Source organism: Absicoccus sp. (assembly GCF_034090965.1).
GTDB lineage: Bacteria > Bacillota_I > Bacilli_A > Erysipelotrichales > Erysipelotrichaceae > Absicoccus > Absicoccus intestinalis.
This window is the reverse complement of the sequence record NZ_JAXDRQ010000056.1, coordinates 36470-54401: the sequence shown is the minus strand read 5'-3', so window position 1 is coordinate 54401 and position 17932 is coordinate 36470. Positions and strand designations below refer to the sequence as shown.

General features: G+C 38.6%; 18 protein-coding genes and 1 other annotated feature. Of the genes, 14 read left to right on the top strand and 4 right to left on the bottom strand.

The features are described from left to right. The first annotated feature begins 11 nt into the window (after positions 1-11). From pgsA to SOS22_RS08025, 4 genes are read left to right on the top strand one after another with little or no spacing between them, the layout of a single operon-like run. Positions 12-590: a CDP-diacylglycerol--glycerol-3-phosphate 3-phosphatidyltransferase gene (gene pgsA, locus SOS22_RS08040; protein WP_320325248.1), complete on the top strand. Its 579-nt coding sequence runs from the start codon at positions 12-14 to the stop codon at positions 588-590. Further along, a complete protein-coding gene (locus SOS22_RS08035) occupies positions 590-1069 on the top strand; it encodes a CinA family protein (protein WP_320325247.1) in 480 nt (159 codons plus the stop codon). Before pgsA ends, SOS22_RS08035 begins: the two co-directional genes overlap by 1 nt. Next, complete coding sequence (gene recA / locus SOS22_RS08030) at positions 1070-2092, top strand: recombinase RecA (protein WP_320596881.1); 1023 nt, start codon at positions 1070-1072, stop codon at positions 2090-2092. It abuts the gene before it with no gap. 26 nt (positions 2093-2118) lie between these two features. Further along, entirely contained in the window at positions 2119-2736 is a 618-nt protein-coding gene (locus SOS22_RS08025; RefSeq protein WP_320325245.1) for a cysteine hydrolase family protein, read from the top strand. Here SOS22_RS08025 and SOS22_RS08020 read toward each other — a convergent pair. Further along, positions 2717-3397, bottom strand: coding sequence for an alpha/beta hydrolase (locus SOS22_RS08020; protein WP_320596880.1), 681 nt, complete (start codon positions 3395-3397; stop codon positions 2717-2719). The genes SOS22_RS08025 and SOS22_RS08020 overlap by 20 nt on opposite strands. A gap of 92 nt (positions 3398-3489) precedes the next feature. Between SOS22_RS08020 and SOS22_RS08015 the strand changes: the two genes are divergently transcribed. The 4 genes from SOS22_RS08015 to SOS22_RS08000 all read left to right on the top strand — a co-directional run bounded on the left by SOS22_RS08015 (position 3490) and on the right by SOS22_RS08000 (position 7176). Next, positions 3490-4212 (top strand): hypothetical protein, encoded by a 723-nt coding sequence (locus SOS22_RS08015; RefSeq protein ID WP_320325243.1) that lies wholly within the window; start codon positions 3490-3492, stop codon positions 4210-4212. Positions 4213-4277: 65 nt separating this feature from the next. Then, positions 4278-4504, top strand: a binding site (T-box leader). A gap of 36 nt (positions 4505-4540) precedes the next feature. Beyond that, entirely contained in the window at positions 4541-5587 is a 1047-nt protein-coding gene (locus SOS22_RS08010) for a methionine ABC transporter ATP-binding protein (RefSeq protein WP_320325242.1), read from the top strand. Continuing rightward, positions 5568-6236 carry a methionine ABC transporter permease gene (locus SOS22_RS08005; RefSeq protein WP_320325241.1) on the top strand — a complete coding sequence of 223 codons (669 nt, stop codon included), beginning with the start codon at positions 5568-5570 and terminating at the stop codon, positions 6234-6236. The genes SOS22_RS08010 and SOS22_RS08005 overlap by 20 nt, the downstream gene beginning before the upstream one ends. 94 nt (positions 6237-6330) lie before the next feature. Next, positions 6331-7176, top strand: a complete 846-nt coding sequence (locus SOS22_RS08000; protein ID WP_320325240.1) for a MetQ/NlpA family ABC transporter substrate-binding protein — start codon at positions 6331-6333, stop codon at positions 7174-7176. Positions 7177-7296: 120 nt separating this feature from the next. On the opposite strand, the gene SOS22_RS07995 is transcribed toward SOS22_RS08000, so the two are convergent. After that, complete coding sequence (locus tag SOS22_RS07995) at positions 7297-8973, bottom strand: aryl-sulfate sulfotransferase (protein ID WP_320596879.1); 1677 nt, start codon at positions 8971-8973, stop codon at positions 7297-7299. Between the two features lie 109 nt (positions 8974-9082). On the opposite strand from SOS22_RS07995, the gene SOS22_RS07990 reads away from it, so the two are divergent. The 4 genes from SOS22_RS07990 (at position 9083) to SOS22_RS07975 (ending at position 14188) form a co-directional block, all read left to right on the top strand. Beyond that, positions 9083-10222 (top strand): exonuclease SbcCD subunit D, encoded by a 1140-nt coding sequence (locus SOS22_RS07990; RefSeq protein WP_320596878.1) that lies wholly within the window; start codon positions 9083-9085, stop codon positions 10220-10222. Further along, positions 10219-13272 (top strand): SMC family ATPase, encoded by a 3054-nt coding sequence (locus SOS22_RS07985; protein ID WP_320596877.1) that lies wholly within the window; start codon positions 10219-10221, stop codon positions 13270-13272. The genes SOS22_RS07990 and SOS22_RS07985 overlap by 4 nt, the downstream gene beginning before the upstream one ends. Before the next feature lie 66 nt (positions 13273-13338). Beyond that, complete coding sequence (locus SOS22_RS07980) at positions 13339-14013, top strand: ATP-binding protein (protein WP_320596876.1); 675 nt, start codon at positions 13339-13341, stop codon at positions 14011-14013. Then, positions 14006-14188, top strand: a complete 183-nt coding sequence (locus SOS22_RS07975) for a ferredoxin (RefSeq protein ID WP_128520762.1) — start codon at positions 14006-14008, stop codon at positions 14186-14188. The genes SOS22_RS07980 and SOS22_RS07975 overlap by 8 nt, the downstream gene beginning before the upstream one ends. Positions 14189-14272: 84 nt before the next feature. Here SOS22_RS07975 and SOS22_RS07970 read toward each other — a convergent pair whose 3' ends face one another. Next, positions 14273-15142 carry a class I SAM-dependent methyltransferase gene (locus SOS22_RS07970; RefSeq protein ID WP_320325235.1) on the bottom strand — a complete coding sequence of 290 codons (870 nt, stop codon included), beginning with the start codon at positions 15140-15142 and terminating at the stop codon, positions 14273-14275. Between the two features lie 38 nt (positions 15143-15180). Here SOS22_RS07970 and SOS22_RS07965 point away from each other — a divergent pair, with 38 nt between their 5' ends. Together SOS22_RS07965 and SOS22_RS07960 are read left to right on the top strand one after the other, a co-directional pair. After that, a complete protein-coding gene (locus SOS22_RS07965) occupies positions 15181-16116 on the top strand; it encodes an AEC family transporter (RefSeq protein ID WP_320325234.1) in 936 nt (311 codons plus the stop codon). Between the two features lie 12 nt (positions 16117-16128). After that, positions 16129-17304, top strand: coding sequence for a hypothetical protein (locus SOS22_RS07960; RefSeq protein ID WP_320596875.1), 1176 nt, complete (start codon positions 16129-16131; stop codon positions 17302-17304). A gap of 44 nt (positions 17305-17348) precedes the next feature. Here SOS22_RS07960 and SOS22_RS07955 read toward each other — a convergent pair whose 3' ends face one another. Next, positions 17349-17846 (bottom strand): ECF transporter S component, encoded by a 498-nt coding sequence (locus SOS22_RS07955; protein WP_320325232.1) that lies wholly within the window; start codon positions 17844-17846, stop codon positions 17349-17351. Positions 17847-17932 lie beyond the last annotated feature (86 nt).

Here is a 17932-nt window from a genome sequence, read left to right as displayed (position 1 = left end):
GAGATGACAAGATGAATTTACCAAATAAATTGACGATGGCACGTATTATCATGGTGCCAATCGTAGTGATTGTATATTTATGTATTCCTACGACTATTGGTGTGGTAGATAGGAGAAGTGGTCTCGCTTTGCGTGATATTTTGACATTTTTGATCTTTGCGGTTGCATCGATCACCGATCTTTTGGATGGACGTATTGCCCGAAAAAATCATTTGATCACATCATTTGGTAAATTTGCAGATCCGATTGCGGATAAATTATTAGTCAATACCTTATTGATCATGATGGCTGCGACAGGGCAAGCCAATTTGATTGCCGTACTTTTAATGACAGCTCGTGATTTGATCGTGGATGGGCTACGCATGGTTGCTGCTCAGCATGGTCGGGTCGTTAGTGCCGGTATTTATGGAAAATGTAAGACAGTCTTACAAATGATTGCTTTATGTGTACTGTTGTTGCGTAATTGGCCATTTGCCTTGATTGGTATTCCAATGGGATCCATCCTGTTGTGGTTGGCTACGCTTATGTCTTTATATAGTGGATATATTTATTTTGTGAAATTAAAAAAATATGTCTTGGAGAGCATGTGATGAAACCAGTAGAAGAATTGGTTCAACAATGCACAAAACAAGGCTTTACCATAGCCAGTTGTGAAAGTTTAACAGCTGGTTTATTTAGTGCAACAATTGCCAGTGTCCCCGGCGCTAGTCGTGTTTTAAAAGGCGGATTTGTGACCTATTGGACCGAAATAAAAGAAAAAGTGGTCCATGTGGAACCGTCTATCGTAGAAGAGTATGGGGTCGTTTCCGGCCCATGTGCCCAATCCATGGCGCGACATACCCAACAAATCATGGATGTTGATTTTGCGATATCCTTTACGGGGAATGCGGGCCCATCTACGATGGAAGGAAAACCAGCAGGATGTGTATATTGTGCTATTGCGACCCGAGCAAATACATATCTCTTTCCTTTTCAATGTGATAGGATGGATAGGAATGAAGTTCGTATCTATGTAGTGGAACAAATGATCAATAACTTGTTAGTGCAAGTGAAAAAGGAGTGTGAATAAATGGCAACAAAAAAAACCGAAACGACCAATGATAAAGATAAATTGCTAGAGGATGTCGTCAAACAAATTGAACGTGAATATGGTAAAGGTTCGGTCATGAAGTTGGGAGAACGGCCAGCTGTCAATGTAGAACCCATTCATTCGGGAAGTTTACTATTGGATCGTGCATTAGGGATTGGCGGCTATCCGAAAGGACGTATCATCGAGATTTACGGTCCTGAATCGAGTGGTAAAACGACATTGGCTTTGCATGCGATTGCTGAAGTTCAAAAAGCAGGCGGACGTGCAGCTTTCATCGATGCCGAAAATGCAATCGATCCGGTTTATGCGCGTAATTTAGGTGTGGATATTGAAGAATTGATCTTATCTCAACCCGATTCAGGAGAACAAGGATTGAACATCATGAATATGTTGGTTGCCAGTGGGGCTGTTGATTTGGTCGTGATCGATAGTGTGGCTGCTTTGGTTCCACAATCGGAATTGGATGGCGAAATGGGTGATCTACAAGTCGGTGCACAAGCCCGTATGATGTCAAAAGCTATGCGTAAATTAGCTGGGATCATGAATCATAATGAATGCACCGCTATTTTCATCAATCAATTGCGTGAAAAAGTGGGGGTCATTTATGGAAATCCAGAAACGACGCCGGGTGGACGTGCACTCAAGTTTTATGCATCGGTTCGCTTAGATATCCGTCGTTCGGAAGTAATCAAAAATGGATCCGAAATGATCGGGAATAAAGTGAAGGTGCGTGTTGTCAAAAACAAGGTGGCCCCTCCATTTAAAACAGCAACCTTAGAAATTATCTATGGCGAAGGTATCTCTTACTTATCGGAATTGATCGATCTTTGTATTGAAGCCGATATCATTCATAAGAGTGGTTCTTGGTTCAGTTATAAAGGGGATAAGATTGGTCAGGGACGCGATTCGGTGAAACAATATATCAAAGAGCATCCAGAATTTAAGGAACAAATTGAACAAGAATTGAAGGCGTATGAAGCCGAACAAAAAGATGTGGCTTGATCACATCTTTTTTAGAAGGAGAAAAGATGGCACGTTTAGAAAAAAATGAGTATGTACCCATCCATGCCAATCAAATAAAGGACCCCATTGTTTTTGTGGTTGATATGGTCAATGGCTTTATCAATGAAGGAGCTTTACATGATGAAAGCATTGGTGCGATCGGCCCATCGATCGAACGTTTAGTAAAAGGATTGGATTGCCGTAATGTGTTTGTGTGTGATAATCATCCGCCACATACAAGAGAATTTCAGGCCTTTCCTGCTCATTGTGTCATTGGTACTCAAGAAGCAAAAGTGATTGATTCGTTACAACCTTATATTAAGCGAACAATAGCGAAAAATAGTACCAATACCTTTATGGCTCCGGCTTTTCAAGAATTCTTAAAAGATGAATTATCTTGGTACAAAGACATTATCATTACAGGTTGTTGTACAGATCTATGTATCTTACAGTTTGTTTTGAGTTTTCAAAGCTGGCTCAATGAACACAATAAGGAGGAACATCGCTTGATCGTTCCGGTGGATTGTGTGGATACTTACGATAATAAAATGCATCCTGCAACTATGTGGAATGCATTTGGCTTAGAAAATATGGCTATGAATGGCATTGATGTTGTTTCTACCATTACATCAGCCGATTGGTGATCATCAATTCGATGATAGGGAAAATGGTTTCTTGGATCGTATTGTCATACAACATGCGATGTTTGCCATCTTCAAAACAAATCAAACGATGTTTGCCTTTGATTTTTTGATAAGCATTTCGACTACTGGAAAGCGGAATGACTTCATCTTTTAAGCCATGTAGAAGCAAGACAGGACAATTTACCGATGTGATGGATTCGCGATAGGTATTTACAATTTCCGTAAAAGCCGAAGTTTGTTTTGAACTCGGCTTTTCTTCTTTTTGAGGTTGATTTTGATAGATATTTTTAACGGCTTTTACGCCATATTCAAGTACCGTATGCGCGCTGATGTATTCAAAGGCAGGAGCCACTAAGATCAATTGATCAATAGTAAAGATAGATGCTAAATAAGAAGCAATGACCCCGCCCATGGAAAAACCAATCACAATGACATGTTCATATTGTTTTGTCACTTCTAAAAGTTTCTTTTCACAACGTTCGATCCAAACTTGAGGATCTGCATCGTTGGGATTATTCAGGTCATATATATCAAATTGAATCACGGTATAGCGCCGTTTTTCGAAATAAGCGGCGAATGAATCAAATTCTGTATGGAGTCGTTTACCAAATCCATGAATGGTCACGATCACCGGTTTTTGGATAGGATGAAAGAAAAACATAGATGTTTACCTCCGACTTGGACTTATTATAGTCAAAGCGAAAAGTAGAATCAATAGAAGAAAAGCCAGCCCAAATAGTTTATAATGAACATATGAAAGCCACGTTGATCATAAAAAATATTGAGAATTTATATACATGTGATGCTCATTTTACCATATTACACCAAGCGTTTTTAGCCATTCATCATGAACGAATCATCGATTTTGGTACTCATAGCTTTAAAAAATGGTTAGATCCCGCTACGGTCGTGATCGATTCTTGTGGGGAATGCGTATTACCTGCTTTCATTGATTGCAACTATGAAGGATTTCATCATGTTCGCTTGGGTGATCAATTACGACAAGATGGATCGGCTTTGTTTGCGATGAAAATGAATGGTATCTTGACCTTATTGACCAGTCAAAAAGCACTCTTACGACATGAGCTGACACAAGATGTATTTTTGCGTAAAAATACGTCCGATGTACCGATTATCGAATCCCGAAAAATGTTTGAAAAGACTTACAATACATTTTGTTTATCGTGTGGATTTGGTCGTCCCAATAGCTATGTCTATAGTTTTCAGCCCTTAGCCTATCAACTCTTCAATAGTTTGAATGTACCAAGTCAACCTGTGCTTGAATCCATGACTTCGATTCCAGCCAAGGAATATCATTTGGATGATCGCGGCTCCATTGAAATTGGGAAACGAGCCGATATCCTTGTGCTTCAAGTACCAACGATCGAACATTATTTTCAAACCTTAGGTCGACCTTTGATTCATCGCATGATCAAGAATGGGATCCAGTTTTATCCAGATTGGCGTGTTTGCTAAAACCTATTAATCATGTATGAAAATAGTAATTATGTTGACAATCCTTAAATTATCGATATAATGAAACAAAGACGTTGAAAAGAAGAGTAGGCATATACATTTGAAAAGAGAGTCTGTGGTTGGTGAAAACAGATCAAAAATATATGTTGAAGATGGTCTTGGAGTTGCATAACTGATAGGTAAGTTATGCCGGTTGTGTTCGTTATCGCACAAGAGTGAAGTACTCGATAAGGTGAAGCAAGTGATTGTTTCATGAATATTAGGTGGTAACACGGAGCCTTTCGTCCTAATGGATGGGGCTTTTTTTATGAAAAGGAGAAGAGAAAATATGATTCGATTGGAACATGTATCAAAAACGTTCCAAACCAAAGATGGAGAAGTGCAAGCTGTCAAAAATGTCAGCTTACATATTCAAAAAGGTGAGATCTTTGGCATCATTGGTTTTTCTGGAGCAGGAAAAAGTACTTTAGTTCGTTGTATCAATTTATTAGAACGTCCCGATCATGGGAATGTTTATTTAGAAGATAAAGATCTATTAAAATTGACACCAAAAGAATTGCGAGTGGAACGACAAAAAATGGGGATGATCTTCCAACATTTTAATTTGATGAAATCTCGCACGGTCTATGACAACATTGCGATGCCATTGGAACATATTGGATGGGATAAAAACCGTATCAATCAAAGAGTGAATGAATTGTTGGAATTGATCGATTTGGAAGAAAGAAAAGATTCGTATCCCAGTCAATTGTCGGGTGGACAAAAACAGCGCGTAGCCATTGCTCGTGCATTAGCCAATAATCCAAAAGTATTATTGTGTGATGAAGCCACAAGTGCATTGGATCCGCAAACCACACAAACCATCTTGGATCTGATTAAAAAGATCAATCAAACAATGCATATTACCGTAGTCATCATTACGCATGAAATGGCGGTTGTCAAAGAAGTGTGTGATCATATTGCGGTCATGGAAAATGGGCGAGTTGTTGAACAAGGGGATATTGTTTCGGTATTCAGTGATCCGCAACAAGAAGTCACAAGAAACTTTATCAATACCACAAATAATACTAGAAAGATCGACACCTTGATTGAAGAAAGCAATCCATTGATCGCATTAAAAGAAAATCAAGTTTTAGTTCATTTGCAGTATCAAAGTGCCAATACGGCTGAACCAATCATATCCACAGTATCGCGTGAATTTAATGTGAATATCAATTTATTATTTGCCAATGTAGAGATTGTGCATGACAGTCCCATTGGTCAAATTGAAGCGATTTTTACAGGCGATAGCAAAGATATCAAAAAAGGATTTGAATATTTTAAGAAAAGTGGCGTAAAAGTGGAGGTGAAAAAATATGGAAGCATGGTTTTCTAATGTCATTGCATATGCGGATGAATTTCCAAGTGCCATTGCCGATACCTTATATATGTTGATTGTCAGTGGTGTGATCTCAACGATCATTGGATTGTTTTTAGGCGTCATTGTGGTGGTGACCCGCAAAGAAGGTATTCTTGAAAATAAAGTTATTTTTTGGATCTTGGACAAGATCATTAACTTGTTTCGCTCCATTCCATTTATCATTTTAGTGCCAACCGTTGCGGTTGTTACCCGCTTTATTTGCGGAACGACCATCGGTATGCAAGCCGCCTTGGTTCCTTTAGTAATTGGTACGGCCCCATTTATTGCACGACAAATGGAGACTTCTATCATGGAAATTGATCCCGGCATCATTGAAGCCAGTCAAGCCATGGGACTAAGCCCAAAAGAAATTATCTTCAAAGTATTATTACGTGAAAACATTCCTGGCATGATTCGGGGGATAACGATCTCTATGATTGCTTTAGTTGGTCAAATTGCAATCGTTGGTACCATTGGTGCAGGTGGTTTAGGAGATATGGCCATTCGCTATGGTTTGTATCGATCGATGGGCGATATTACATTGGTCATCATCATCTTGATCTTATTGATCATTTCGGTCATTCAGGTCATTGGTGATCGATTGGTTGAAAAGTTCACCCGATAAAAAATATTTATAGCCAATATCAATATTGGTTAGTATGCAAATAACATGTGCTATGCTATTCTAAGTGTACTTAAATAAAAGAGGAGAGAGAACAATGAAAGTAAGTAAGATCATTAAAGCCGTAGCTGCTTCGACTTTGGCATTGTCATTAGTAGTTGCCAATGTACCAGATGTAGCCGCTAAACAAACCAAAACATTAACTGTAGGCGCAACAACATCGCCTCATGCGATTATTTTAAAACATGTAAAAAAAGAATTTGAAGCAAAAGGCTATAAACTAAAAATCAAAGAATTTTCGGATTATCCAGAAATTGATCCTTCCACTTCGGATGGTTCCTTGGATGCCAATTATTTCCAACATCAACCTTATCTAACATCCTACAACAAAGATAAAGGATACAAAAAAGGGGATGATGGTTATCTAGTATCTGCTGGAAAGATCCATTTTGAGCCAATGGGCATTTATGCTGGAAAGAGTGATGATCTTGACAAAATTGAAGATGGTGCCCAAATTGCCATTCCAAATGATGAATCCAATGAAGCTCGTGCCTTGTTGTTGCTGCAAGATCAAGGTTTGATCAAATTGAAAAAGAGCGTAACGCCAACGACAACCAAGATTACTTTAAAAGCAGTTACTTCCAATCCACATAATTTAGATTTAGTGGAAATGGATGGCGCCCAAATTGCTTCAAAATTAGCCGATGTTGATTTTGGTGTCATTAATGGAAACTATGCATTGGATGCAAAAGTTACCGATAAGCTATTGGCCAGTGAATCCAGTTCTGGTGAAGTTGCCAAAACATATGGTAATGTCATTGCCGTAAAAGAAACCAATAAGAATAGTAAGGCCGTTAAAGCTTTGGTCAAGATCTTAAAATCCGATGAAACGAAAAAATGGATCAAAGATGAATTCAAAGGAACAGTATTACCGGTTGAATAAATAAGTCCAATTTGGAACCAGTAGAAGCAAATGGGTCTTGCTTCTGCTGGTTCTTTTGTATGGATCAAAAGAAAAGAGCTGTAGACAAGTAGATGGATCTATTTGCACAGCTCTTTTTTGTTATTTATTGAAGTAGAATCCATCAAAGTCGTATTTGTATACGCGATAGATCATATATTTATTTAATTTCATCTGAAATTGCTTTAATAACGTACCATCTTTTGTGTATTCACCAAAGATACCTTGGAATCCCGAATCCACAATAATATTGCCAGCTAATTCCTGAACACTTGATACATGCGAAGAATAAGGAACTGCAAAGGATTGTACCAATTCATACGTACCAGCATTTTCATCTACTAAATATTTGTAGTAATACGAAGAGGCTTGAGCTAATTCCGTTGTACTTAAATTTGAATTGGTCTTTGTTTGGATACCATCAATTTGCGTCCAATCGTATGTTTGTGTTGGTGACTGACCATAATTATTGTTGAACATGTATAAATAATATTGACCATCGGCTAAGCTATCATCGTATTCAATGTTTACACTATGTTGGCCACCTGTATTTGCGAACGTACCAACTTGATTCAATACCTTATCTCCATATGTAGCATCCCAGAAATTCTGTTGACCAATGATATAATCAATATTTGGACTGTCATCAAATAAATGACTAATTTTAAGGATGGATGAAGTTTCTCGACTCGATAAAATGACCGTATCATTTCCCAACCATTGAATGGCATTGATATGGATCCGATCTAAACCAACGACACCTTCTTGATTGGTAATACTGGCTTTATGCGCTGTGGCTTTATAATCACCTAAAATATCACCTAGATCGACGACTTGTAAGATCTTATCGGTATCTGGATCTATGCGCAAGATCAGATCTTCACTACTGGAATCACTATATGATTTCCCTTCCTTACTTCCTAAGACAAGTAAGTTTCCATCATCATCGAAACAATAATCATGATGGAGTTCATAATCACCCGTATGGATAATCTTCTTGACTTGTCCGAAAGAATTGACAGCTGCTATTTTGGTTTCGGAAATACTGTAATACATCAAACCGTTTCGGAACAATAAACGATGGGCACGATAACCGATAATGGGCGTTTCACCACGAAGGGTTCCATTATTGTCATAATAATAAACAAAATCTTGATCATCACTGTCATTGCCTAAGATCGCATATAAACCATTGGATAAAGATTGGGTTTCGTTATTGGCCGTAACTTCCAAATTGGTTTCTTCTACGCCTAATTTTTTGCCCATCTTGTATTTGATGGTCTTTGTCGTCTTTTTACCATTCGCATCCGTTAATGTAAAGGTGATGGTATTGGTCGTATTTGGAATCAATCCAAGTACAGTAAATTCATGCGTTTTCTTGGCGCTTTTTTCAACCGTTTCACTAAAATCGGACGTATTCTTCGCTTGGATCGTATAAGATACTTGAACGGCTTTATCGGTCTTGAAGTAAACATATAAAGACAAATGATTGGTTCCATATGGATCATGAATGATCAACATATCTTCATCGGTATAGTCCTTTTGGTTCTTTAGATCATCGATATTTTCTTTAACCGAACTCGAATAATCGGTCGAATAAACCGTTTCGACCATAGCAGCCACGGTTTTTTTCTTTCGATTTTCCAAAGAATCAAAATTCGTATTTTTCAATACGGTATCACCGGTATCAGTGATTTGCGTTGTGCTGGTTGTCGAACATGCACTTAACATCAAGGCCAATACTAAGGCACAAGCGACAATCTTACGATGTGATTTCATAAATTCCTCCCTAAACGAGAGTACTTTATCCTATGAAAAATTAGAGATACTTTAAAAAAACATGAAAATTAATAAAATGATACTATAACTAGAGAATAGGGAGGTTATCATGAAAATATTTCATTTATCCGATTTACACATTGGTATGAATCTTATGAATTATGATTTGATCGAAGATCAAAGATATGTCTTTGATCAAATTATTGCCTATGCAAAAAAAGAAAAGCCTGATGTCATCCTCATTGCTGGTGACATTTATGATAAAGCCGTGCCAAGTGCTCAAGCCATTGAATTATTTGATGCTTTTATTTCCACTTTGGCAATGGCTTTACCCTCTTGCGTATTCATGATGATTTCAGGAAATCATGACAGTGCACCACGCATTGATTGTTTTCGTCATATCCTATCGAAACAAAATATCTATATGATTGGTCAGCCACCACAAAATAAAACCGAATCCATCTTTACGATTGATATAAACGATGCCTATGGACCTGTGCGTTTCTTCTTGTTACCATTCATTAAACCGTCCATGGTCCGTTCTATTTTTGAAGAGGATGGATTATCGTATGATGCTTCGATGCGAAAATTGTTGCAACGAGAACATATCGATCCATCCATACGAAATATTTTTGTAGCGCATCAATTTTTTGTACCAAAAGGAAGTGATCCATCCTCGATTGAACGAATGGATTCTGAAGTTTGTACCGTAGGCAATATCGATCAAATCTATAGTGATATCTTGGCTCCTTTTGATTATGTTGCTTTAGGCCATATCCACAAACCAACGAAAGTTGGGAAGGAGACCATTCAATATTGTGGTACACCCATGCCGTATTCACTTAGTGAAACTGGACAAGAAAAACATATCGTGATGATTCAAATCAAAGAAAAAGAAAAGATTGCGATCCAATATTTACCATTAGCTCCACTCCATCCGATTCGTAAACTCTCGGGATCTTTGGAAACGTTATTGGATCAAGCTTGTGAGGATTATGTTTCGTTGGAACTGACCGATCAAACCAATATCTATGTAGCTGAAATCCAAAAACAACTGCGCACAGCTTTTCCTCATCTATTGGAAATCAAACGAGCATTTGGATATACATCGAGCTATCAAACGATTTCTTCGAGCGAACCAATCGCCGATCCATGGACGCTTTGCTCGCAATTTTTAGGCCCAATGAATACGGAAGAAGAAAGGGCTTTAAAAGATATCTTGAATGCTGTACTGGAGGTGGAAGAATGAAACCCAATACATTGACGCTATGTGCGTTTGGATCTTATGCACAAACAACAACGATTGATTTTGATAAGCCCAATCAAAATCTTTTCTTGATCACCGGAAATACTGGATCCGGGAAGACAACCATTTTTGATGCATTGGTTTTTGCGTTATATGGCCAAGCCAGTTCCAACAATAATAAAAAAATGGGAGCTATCCTCCAAAGTCAATTTAGTTCGTATGATACGACTCCCTATGTTGAATTGACTTTTACCGACCATGGTCAAAAATATACGATTCATCGCGTGCCGGCTCATTATCAGATGTATAAACGAGGGCCTAAAAAAGGGCAACGTAAGGAAAAAGCGGAAAATGGTTCTGTCTCTTTGATCATGCCCGATGGACGCGTGTATCCACCAAAAGAAACCAATGCGAAGATCGAACAAATTATGGGATTATCCAAAGAACAATTTATGCAAGTGGCCATGATCGCTCAAGGCGAATTTATGGATGTATTGCGATCCCATTCCGATGATAAAAAAGCCATCTTCCGTAAGCTCTTTCATACCGATTTTTATCAGAAGATCATTGATCAAGCGAATGAACGAAAGAAACAAGGAGAAAATGATCTTCATCAATTTCAGTTGCGCTTGTTTTCTGAATTTGAACATTTTGAATGTGATGACCCCGTTTTGATAGCCAATCGACAAATGATCATCGATGGGAAAAACAATGACTTAGAGGCGTATATTCAACAGTTACAAGCGGCTTTAAAATCCGAGAAGCAAGAAAGTGACAGATGGAATGAAAAAAACCAGCAAGCTCAAAAAGAAAGGGATACGTACTATACATTGTTTCAACAAGCCATCCATTTGGAAGAGGCCTATACATCTTTATCCATAGCGAACAAGAAAAAAGCAGAATTGGAAAGACAAAAACCAAATATTCAAAAGCAAGAAGATTGGATCCAGAAAACGGAACAAGCATGGCATCTACATCAGTTGTATCAACAATATACGCAAGCTCTCAATTTATATAAGGAAGTAGAAACCCATCTGTTACAGGTAAAGGAAAAAGAACCAAAACTTCATGAACGTATGATTGATCTACAAACAAAAGAAGCGCAGGAAAAGAAACAATACGAGTCATGGATGAAAGGGTATCATGCGTTGGAAGAACAAGTACAAAGAGCTCGCAAAACGTTTGGAGAAATCGATCACTGTGATACGTTATTGAAACAAGTCAATGATGATCAGAAACAAAATGTTTCGGATCTAAAAACGTTGGAAGAGAAACGAATCCGTTTGAAAAAAGATCAAGAGAGGCATCAAACCATCTTGGATACGTTAAAAGATCTAGATGTTCGTAAGCTCCAATTGGAAAATCAAAAACAAGAATTGGATGCTTGGGACAAAGACTTGGATCAAATGGATGAATTAGACGCAAAGATAAAAATGAAGCAAGGAGATTACACAAATATTGCTTTTGAACACGATCAAGCTTTGATCAGTTATCACCAAGTATCCAATCAGTTTTATGATACCCAAGCCGGTTTGCTCGCTGCTCAATTAGAACCAGGAAAGCCATGTCCTGTTTGTGGTTCTTGTCAACATCCTCATCCGGCTAGTCAACAAGAAGATACGATCACAAAAGAAGAAGTCAATGAACAACAAGCTTTGGTACAAAGCTTAGATACAGAACGAGAAAAGATGGCTTATGATATTGATGCGATGACAAAAAAACGACAAGAATTGAGCAATCAACATGAGGGAGATTTTACTACCGCTTATCAAATGTATCAAGATCAATGGAATCAATGGCAAAATGATCAAAAACGATTTCAAAAGAGTACCATAGAAATAGAAAAAATGACTTCACAAATCCAGGATATGGAAACAAAGATCTTAGCTTGTCAAACGCGCCAACAGGATCTTTCGCTACAAAAAGAAAAGTGGCAGGTACAAAAAGAGACATTAAAAAAAGCAACACCGTTTGAATCGTTGTTTCAGGCTGAGCAACAATGGCAAGATAAACATGGTGAAATGAAAAACAAGAAACAGGCATATGAAACGATCCATGATGATCTAGAAAAAGTGTCGAACGAATGGCATCGTTTGGCAACATTGAAAAGCAAGTACGAACAGGAACTTCCACAAAGAAAACAATGGATGGAAAGCACACAGGCTACTTTTCTTAAACAACAGAAAGAACAGCCCATCGATGATTGGCAAACCTATGTCACGCAATATACCAAAGAAGATGTGGAAACTTGGAAACGATCTGTGGATACCTTTAAACGATCGATCATTGCGATCCATACTCAGATTCAAGATGCACAGCAATTGATCAAAAATCGACCAAGACCGGATATCAAAAAAATGGAAGAAACACTACGATCGATAGAAGAAACGGCCAAAGAAACTTCCGAGCATGCCGTGCGATCGTTGTCGCAATTTGACAATAATCAGAAAACGATGCAAAAGATCAAAGCGCAGTGGCAACAACACCAAAATACGCTACATATGTATGGAATGTATGATCGATTGTATCGACAATTATCGGGAAATATACCAGGATCTCGTATGGATATTGAAACCTATGTGCAACGAACGTATTTAGCTCGTATCCTGGATGCAGCCAATGCTCGGTTCTTAGAAATGTCTTCGGGCATGTTTGAATTGCGGATGAAAGATGTCGAAACAGCTGGTGAAGGCAAGAATCGAGGTCTTGATTTTATGGTCTATTCCCATGTGACCGGACAAACTCGTGAAGTTCGTACCTTGTCGGGTGGAGAGTCATTTATGGCTGCCCTTTCTTTAGCTTTAGGAATGGCTGATGAAATTCAAGCCCATGCATCTGGTATCCAATTGGATATCTTATTTATTGATGAGGGCTTTGGTACCTTGGATGATCATGCACGTAAACAAGCCATTCGCGTTTTACAACGTATGTCAACCGGTACAAAAATGATTGGTTTGATTAGTCATGTGGATGAATTGAAACAGTCAATCGAAGATCAATTGATCGTCACAAAAGATGATAAAGGGTCGCATATTCGTTGGCAAATTAGTTAATTTGTTGGAAATCAAACGAAATAAGATTGGTTCTTTCATTATAGTAATAAATAGGAGGAAGCATAGATGTTAAGAGATATTATTACGATTGATGAATCCAAATGTAATGGATGTGGTGCTTGTGCACAAGCCTGTCATGAAGGAGCCATTGAAATGATCAATGGAAAAGCGCATTTAATTCGTGAAGATTATTGTGATGGATTTGGCGATTGTTTACCAGAATGTCCAACGCAAGCCATCCAGATTCAAAAAAGGGAAGCAGCTGCTTATGATGAAATTGCGGTACAACGACATAAGCAAAGTAATATGTGTCCAGGCCATCAAGTACAAATGTTTGAGAGAAAAGATGTTGAACAGGTTTCTTTGGTGCAACAAAGTCAATTGAGACAATGGCCTGTCCAAATTCAATTATTGCCAATGGAAGCTCCTTTTTATGAAAATGCGAAATTATTGATTGCGGCGGATTGTACGGCCTATGCCTATGCGAATTTTCATCAAGATTTTATCCAAGGACATATTGTTTGTGTGGGTTGTCCAAAGTTGGATCCAGTCGACTATAGTGAAAAATTAACAGCGATTCTTTCTCGTAATACGATCAAAAGCGTGAAAATCGTACGAATGGAAGTGCCTTGTTGCGGTGGTTTGGAAATGGCTGCAAAAAAAGCCTTACAAGCCAGTGGCAAATTTATTCCATGGCAAGTCGTAACGATTTCTCGAGATGGGAGGATTTTAGATGAGTAAATACGAAGTCAATGATCAATGCATCGGTTGTGGTATGTGTGTGGGCCTTTGTCCAGATGTGTTTGAAATGGGTGAGGATAGTTATCAAGCCCATGCGAAAGATGTGGATACGGAAGATCCAGCAGCTGAAGAAGCACAAAGAAGCTGTCCAGTTGGTGCCATCCAAAAAAAATAATATATCCCTGCAAGCTGTCTTTTACGAAGGCAGCTTTTTTTGATGGAAATGAAAAAAAACGCAGAAAATTCTGCGCAAACAATGTTATGGAATCCAACGGCCAAAAATACCACAGGGCAAGACACTGTGATCATGGGTCACTGGTAATAGATTTTCACCTGTTTCAATGGATCCACCATGTTCTTTTTGTACACTTCTTTGTAGCGTTTCTTGTAAAGTTTGGCAAGAAAACCCTGTTGTATAACAATTCACGATGAAAAATAGAGGATCCTCGCTCAATAGCTTTTGTGTTTCATTGACCAACTCATAGAGATTGTCTTCCAATTTCCAGAGTTCTTTTTTGGGACCACGACCATAGCTTGGTGGATCCATGATGATACCATCATAGGTTCGATTTCGACGTTGTTCTCGTTTCACAAATTTTAAACAATCATCGACAATAAAACGAATTTTATGATCTTCTAGATGATTGAGTTGCATATTTTCTTTCGCCCATTGGATCATTCCTTTTGCTGCATCTACGTGAACAACTTCATTGGCACCTGCTTTGGCCGCAGCCATGGTGGCACCACCTGTATAGGCAAATAAATTCAAGATACGAATATCTTTACGTTGGGAGTTACGAATGGACTTCATGATAAAATCCCAGTTTGCGGCTTGTTCCGGAAATAGACCGGTATGTTTGAATCCTGTAGGACTGATCTTAAAGCGCAATTCTTTATAACCAATGGTCCAGAATTCTTTGGTTTGTTTCTTGGTTTCCCAATAGCCACCCCCTTTGTGGGAGCGATGATAGATGGCATCGGCTTGATGCCATGGAGTGGCATCTTCAATGGGCCAGATACAAACGGGATCCGGACGACGCAATACAATGTGATTCCAACGTTCTAGTTTTTCTTTATTTCCGGTATCGATGACTTCATAGTCTTTCCAGTCTTTTGCGATTTGATTCATATGGATATTATATAGTAACTTCGTGATATAATAAACCCATGGATAATTTGATTTTTAGTTTAGAAGCGACGATGCCCGTTTTTTTATTGATCGTTTTGGGATATTTTTTTGAAAAAGTTCACATACTCGATAAAGCGCTTGCCAATCAGATGAATCGATTTGCGTTTCAAATTGCTCTTCCGGTTCTGGTATTTCAAGATCTTGCACAACAAGATTTTGCGAAAGCCTGGAATGGGAAATATGTGTTATTTTGTTTTGTCATCACTTTGGCATCCATTGGCATTGCTTTTCTGTTATCGTTACCCATGCATGATAAAGCCGAACGTGGCGAATTCATTCAGGCGACGTATCGCAGTAGCGCAGCCATTCTTGGTTTAGCATTTATCATAAATATTTATGGATCTTCTGGTATGGCTCCTTTAATGATCATCGGTACGGTTCCTTTATACAATGTAGCAGCCGTCATTATCTTGACGTTGACCAGTTCCGAAAAAAAGGCAGGAGCCATCAAACAAAGCCTGATTGGAATATTGACCAATCCCATTCTCATTGGCATTGTGGTTGGTTTATTTTGGTCGGTTTGTCACTTGCCATATCCCGTTATTTTTGGCAAAGTGGTACAATCGGTGGCAAATCTGGCAACACCGTTATCTCTGATTGCGATGGGAGCTGCCTTTGAATTTCATAGTATGAGAAGAGTATGGAAACAAACTCTTGTTGCCACTTTTATGAAATTGGTTGGTTTTGTTGCTTTGTTTATGCCATTGGCCATTCGAATGGGTTTTCGCAATAGTTACATCGTCGCTTTATTGGTGATGATGGGTTCAGCAACGACCGTATCCAGTTATGTGATGGCCATCAATATGCATCATAAAGGAGAACTCAGTGCGGCTGTTGTTTCTTTGACGACATTAGTATCTGCCTTTACTTTAACAATGTGGCTCTTTATAATGAAATCTCATGGATGGATCTAGGAGGTCAAAAGAATGTTTGTACGGATGATTTGTAAGGATCGAAACGAAAAAGAAAAAAATGAGTTATATCAAGTCATGGGTGCTCTATGTGCGCGTGAACATATGCAAATAGAAGAACAAGCAGATCGTGTTGTGATCTATGCTTGTGTACAAGGGAATATTGTGATTACCGAAGAAGACGATGATGTGATCATCGAAGCGAATACACGACATGGCGGCGCTGGTTTCCATGCTTTTGCGGTGGAGTTTTGTAAAGATATTCAAACCGAATGTCCAGGGGAATATGAATTGATTGATGATCTGGATTTTGATGCAGATGAAGATTTTCATCGTTTACACCATATCTATGAAGATGAAATTGTCTATTTAAAGGATCTATTGCTGAAAAATCCGGAAGTCAGAAATATGAATTATATTTATGATCAAACGTATTTTTTACCCATTGAAAAAGATGGACGTATTTCCACCGCCATTGGGGATATGGATATTTCTGAATTTGCACGCATGGAAGCGCATGATCTGATGGATAGCTTCTTTGTTTGGAACGATTGGGAAAAGAATGCCCGTTATTATAAGAATGCCGCATTGGTGACACTGGCGAAAGAAGGCGTCGGTCCGTATGCGACCATGAATGCGGATACGATCAAACATGCCAATGAAATTTGTGATTTTATTGAATTGGCAAATCGGAAAGATCCACATATTTCGTTGCCCTTGGATGTATATGAAGATCTGTGTCAACAATTAGGGCGCCAACCACAATTGGAACATGCACATGCGATGGAACAAGAAGCCATCCAATATCGTACCCAAGAAGTGTATCATCTATTCGATGATGTGAAGGTCGTTGCTGATGGTGCCTGTGAAAGAAGTGTGGATCCGGTCAATGAAGCCTTATGTTTGATGGCTCCTTATAAGGATGAGTCCCAGTGGTCCTGGTTACTGATGGCTAGTAAAAAATCGGATATTTGTTCGCATTTGGATGAATTATTACATGAAGACCCGATTTCTTATGACAACAAACAATTTTATTTTACGCAATGGATGGAAGACGATGCGACAATGATCGATGCTTTACTGGAAGAAGAGGATCGTAGTTTATATTTTCACGCGATCATTGCCAATCCAAAGGATGTGCCTTATATCAAACAATGCATCAAAGAAAGCGGATTTATTCATCAAGCCTAGGTAACTGGGCTTTTTTTAATAAAAAAAATAGTCAGCTTAGCTGACTAAAAAGAAAATCGTTTAATGGCGGCTCGTTTAATGGCTGGTTCTAATGCGATCGCAATGATCACACTGGCACCACCTTGTACAAGGTTTCCGGCGACCGAAGCAAGACCTAACCAAATGCTTTGATTCACGATACTGTCCGCAATGATATAACCACCAATCATGCAAAGAGCAGCAATGATAAATGCGAACCAACCTTTGTTCCATTGTTTGTATAAACGACTGGCGACATAGCCCTCAATGCCTTTGATGATCAAGGTAAAGATCGCATAGTAGGCATAACCACCTGCAACATCAGCAATGGCAGAACCAATACCACCAATCAATAATGTGTCGATTGGATCAACCAATGCAGCGAAGATAAAAATAACAGCATCGCCCACATTGACATATCCTTGAAGACCATTGGGAATCCGAATCAAAAGTGTTGTAATGGCAACTAACGCAATGCCTAAAGCGACAAGTACGATACGATGTGTTTCTTTTTGTGTTGACATATTTCTCACCCTTCCTTAGGCATACTCTAGCGCAATTTTTTTGGTTTGTCTAATTAAAGAAAACAATAGATGGTATTCATTCTATA

What these genes read in the sequence shown, in the direction of transcription:
- SOS22_RS08025 (WP_320325245.1), top strand. Translation starts at nt 2,119, where the DNA reads ATGGCACGTTTAGAAAAAAATGAGTATGTACCCATCCATGCCAATCAA.
- SOS22_RS07970 (WP_320325235.1), bottom strand. Translation starts at nt 15,142, where the DNA reads ATGAATCAAATCGCAAAAGACTGGAAAGACTATGAAGTCATCGATACC.
- SOS22_RS07960 (WP_320596875.1), top strand. Translation starts at nt 16,129, where the DNA reads ATGTTTGTACGGATGATTTGTAAGGATCGAAACGAAAAAGAAAAAAAT.
- recA (WP_320596881.1), top strand. Translation starts at nt 1,070, where the DNA reads ATGGCAACAAAAAAAACCGAAACGACCAATGATAAAGATAAATTGCTA.
- SOS22_RS08000 (WP_320325240.1), top strand. Translation starts at nt 6,331, where the DNA reads ATGAAAGTAAGTAAGATCATTAAAGCCGTAGCTGCTTCGACTTTGGCA.
- SOS22_RS08035 (WP_320325247.1), top strand. Translation starts at nt 590, where the DNA reads ATGAAACCAGTAGAAGAATTGGTTCAACAATGCACAAAACAAGGCTTT.
- SOS22_RS08005 (WP_320325241.1), top strand. Translation starts at nt 5,568, where the DNA reads ATGGAAGCATGGTTTTCTAATGTCATTGCATATGCGGATGAATTTCCA.
- SOS22_RS08020 (WP_320596880.1), bottom strand. Translation starts at nt 3,397, where the DNA reads ATGTTTTTCTTTCATCCTATCCAAAAACCGGTGATCGTGACCATTCAT.
- SOS22_RS07965 (WP_320325234.1), top strand. Translation starts at nt 15,181, where the DNA reads ATGGATAATTTGATTTTTAGTTTAGAAGCGACGATGCCCGTTTTTTTA.
- SOS22_RS07995 (WP_320596879.1), bottom strand. Translation starts at nt 8,973, where the DNA reads ATGAAATCACATCGTAAGATTGTCGCTTGTGCCTTAGTATTGGCCTTG.
- SOS22_RS07975 (WP_128520762.1), top strand. Translation starts at nt 14,006, where the DNA reads ATGAGTAAATACGAAGTCAATGATCAATGCATCGGTTGTGGTATGTGT.
- SOS22_RS08015 (WP_320325243.1), top strand. Translation starts at nt 3,490, where the DNA reads ATGAAAGCCACGTTGATCATAAAAAATATTGAGAATTTATATACATGT.
- SOS22_RS07985 (WP_320596877.1), top strand. Translation starts at nt 10,219, where the DNA reads ATGAAACCCAATACATTGACGCTATGTGCGTTTGGATCTTATGCACAA.
- SOS22_RS08010 (WP_320325242.1), top strand. Translation starts at nt 4,541, where the DNA reads ATGATTCGATTGGAACATGTATCAAAAACGTTCCAAACCAAAGATGGA.
- pgsA (WP_320325248.1), top strand. Translation starts at nt 12, where the DNA reads ATGAATTTACCAAATAAATTGACGATGGCACGTATTATCATGGTGCCA.
- SOS22_RS07990 (WP_320596878.1), top strand. Translation starts at nt 9,083, where the DNA reads ATGAAAATATTTCATTTATCCGATTTACACATTGGTATGAATCTTATG.
- SOS22_RS07980 (WP_320596876.1), top strand. Translation starts at nt 13,339, where the DNA reads ATGTTAAGAGATATTATTACGATTGATGAATCCAAATGTAATGGATGT.
- SOS22_RS07955 (WP_320325232.1), bottom strand. Translation starts at nt 17,846, where the DNA reads ATGTCAACACAAAAAGAAACACATCGTATCGTACTTGTCGCTTTAGGC.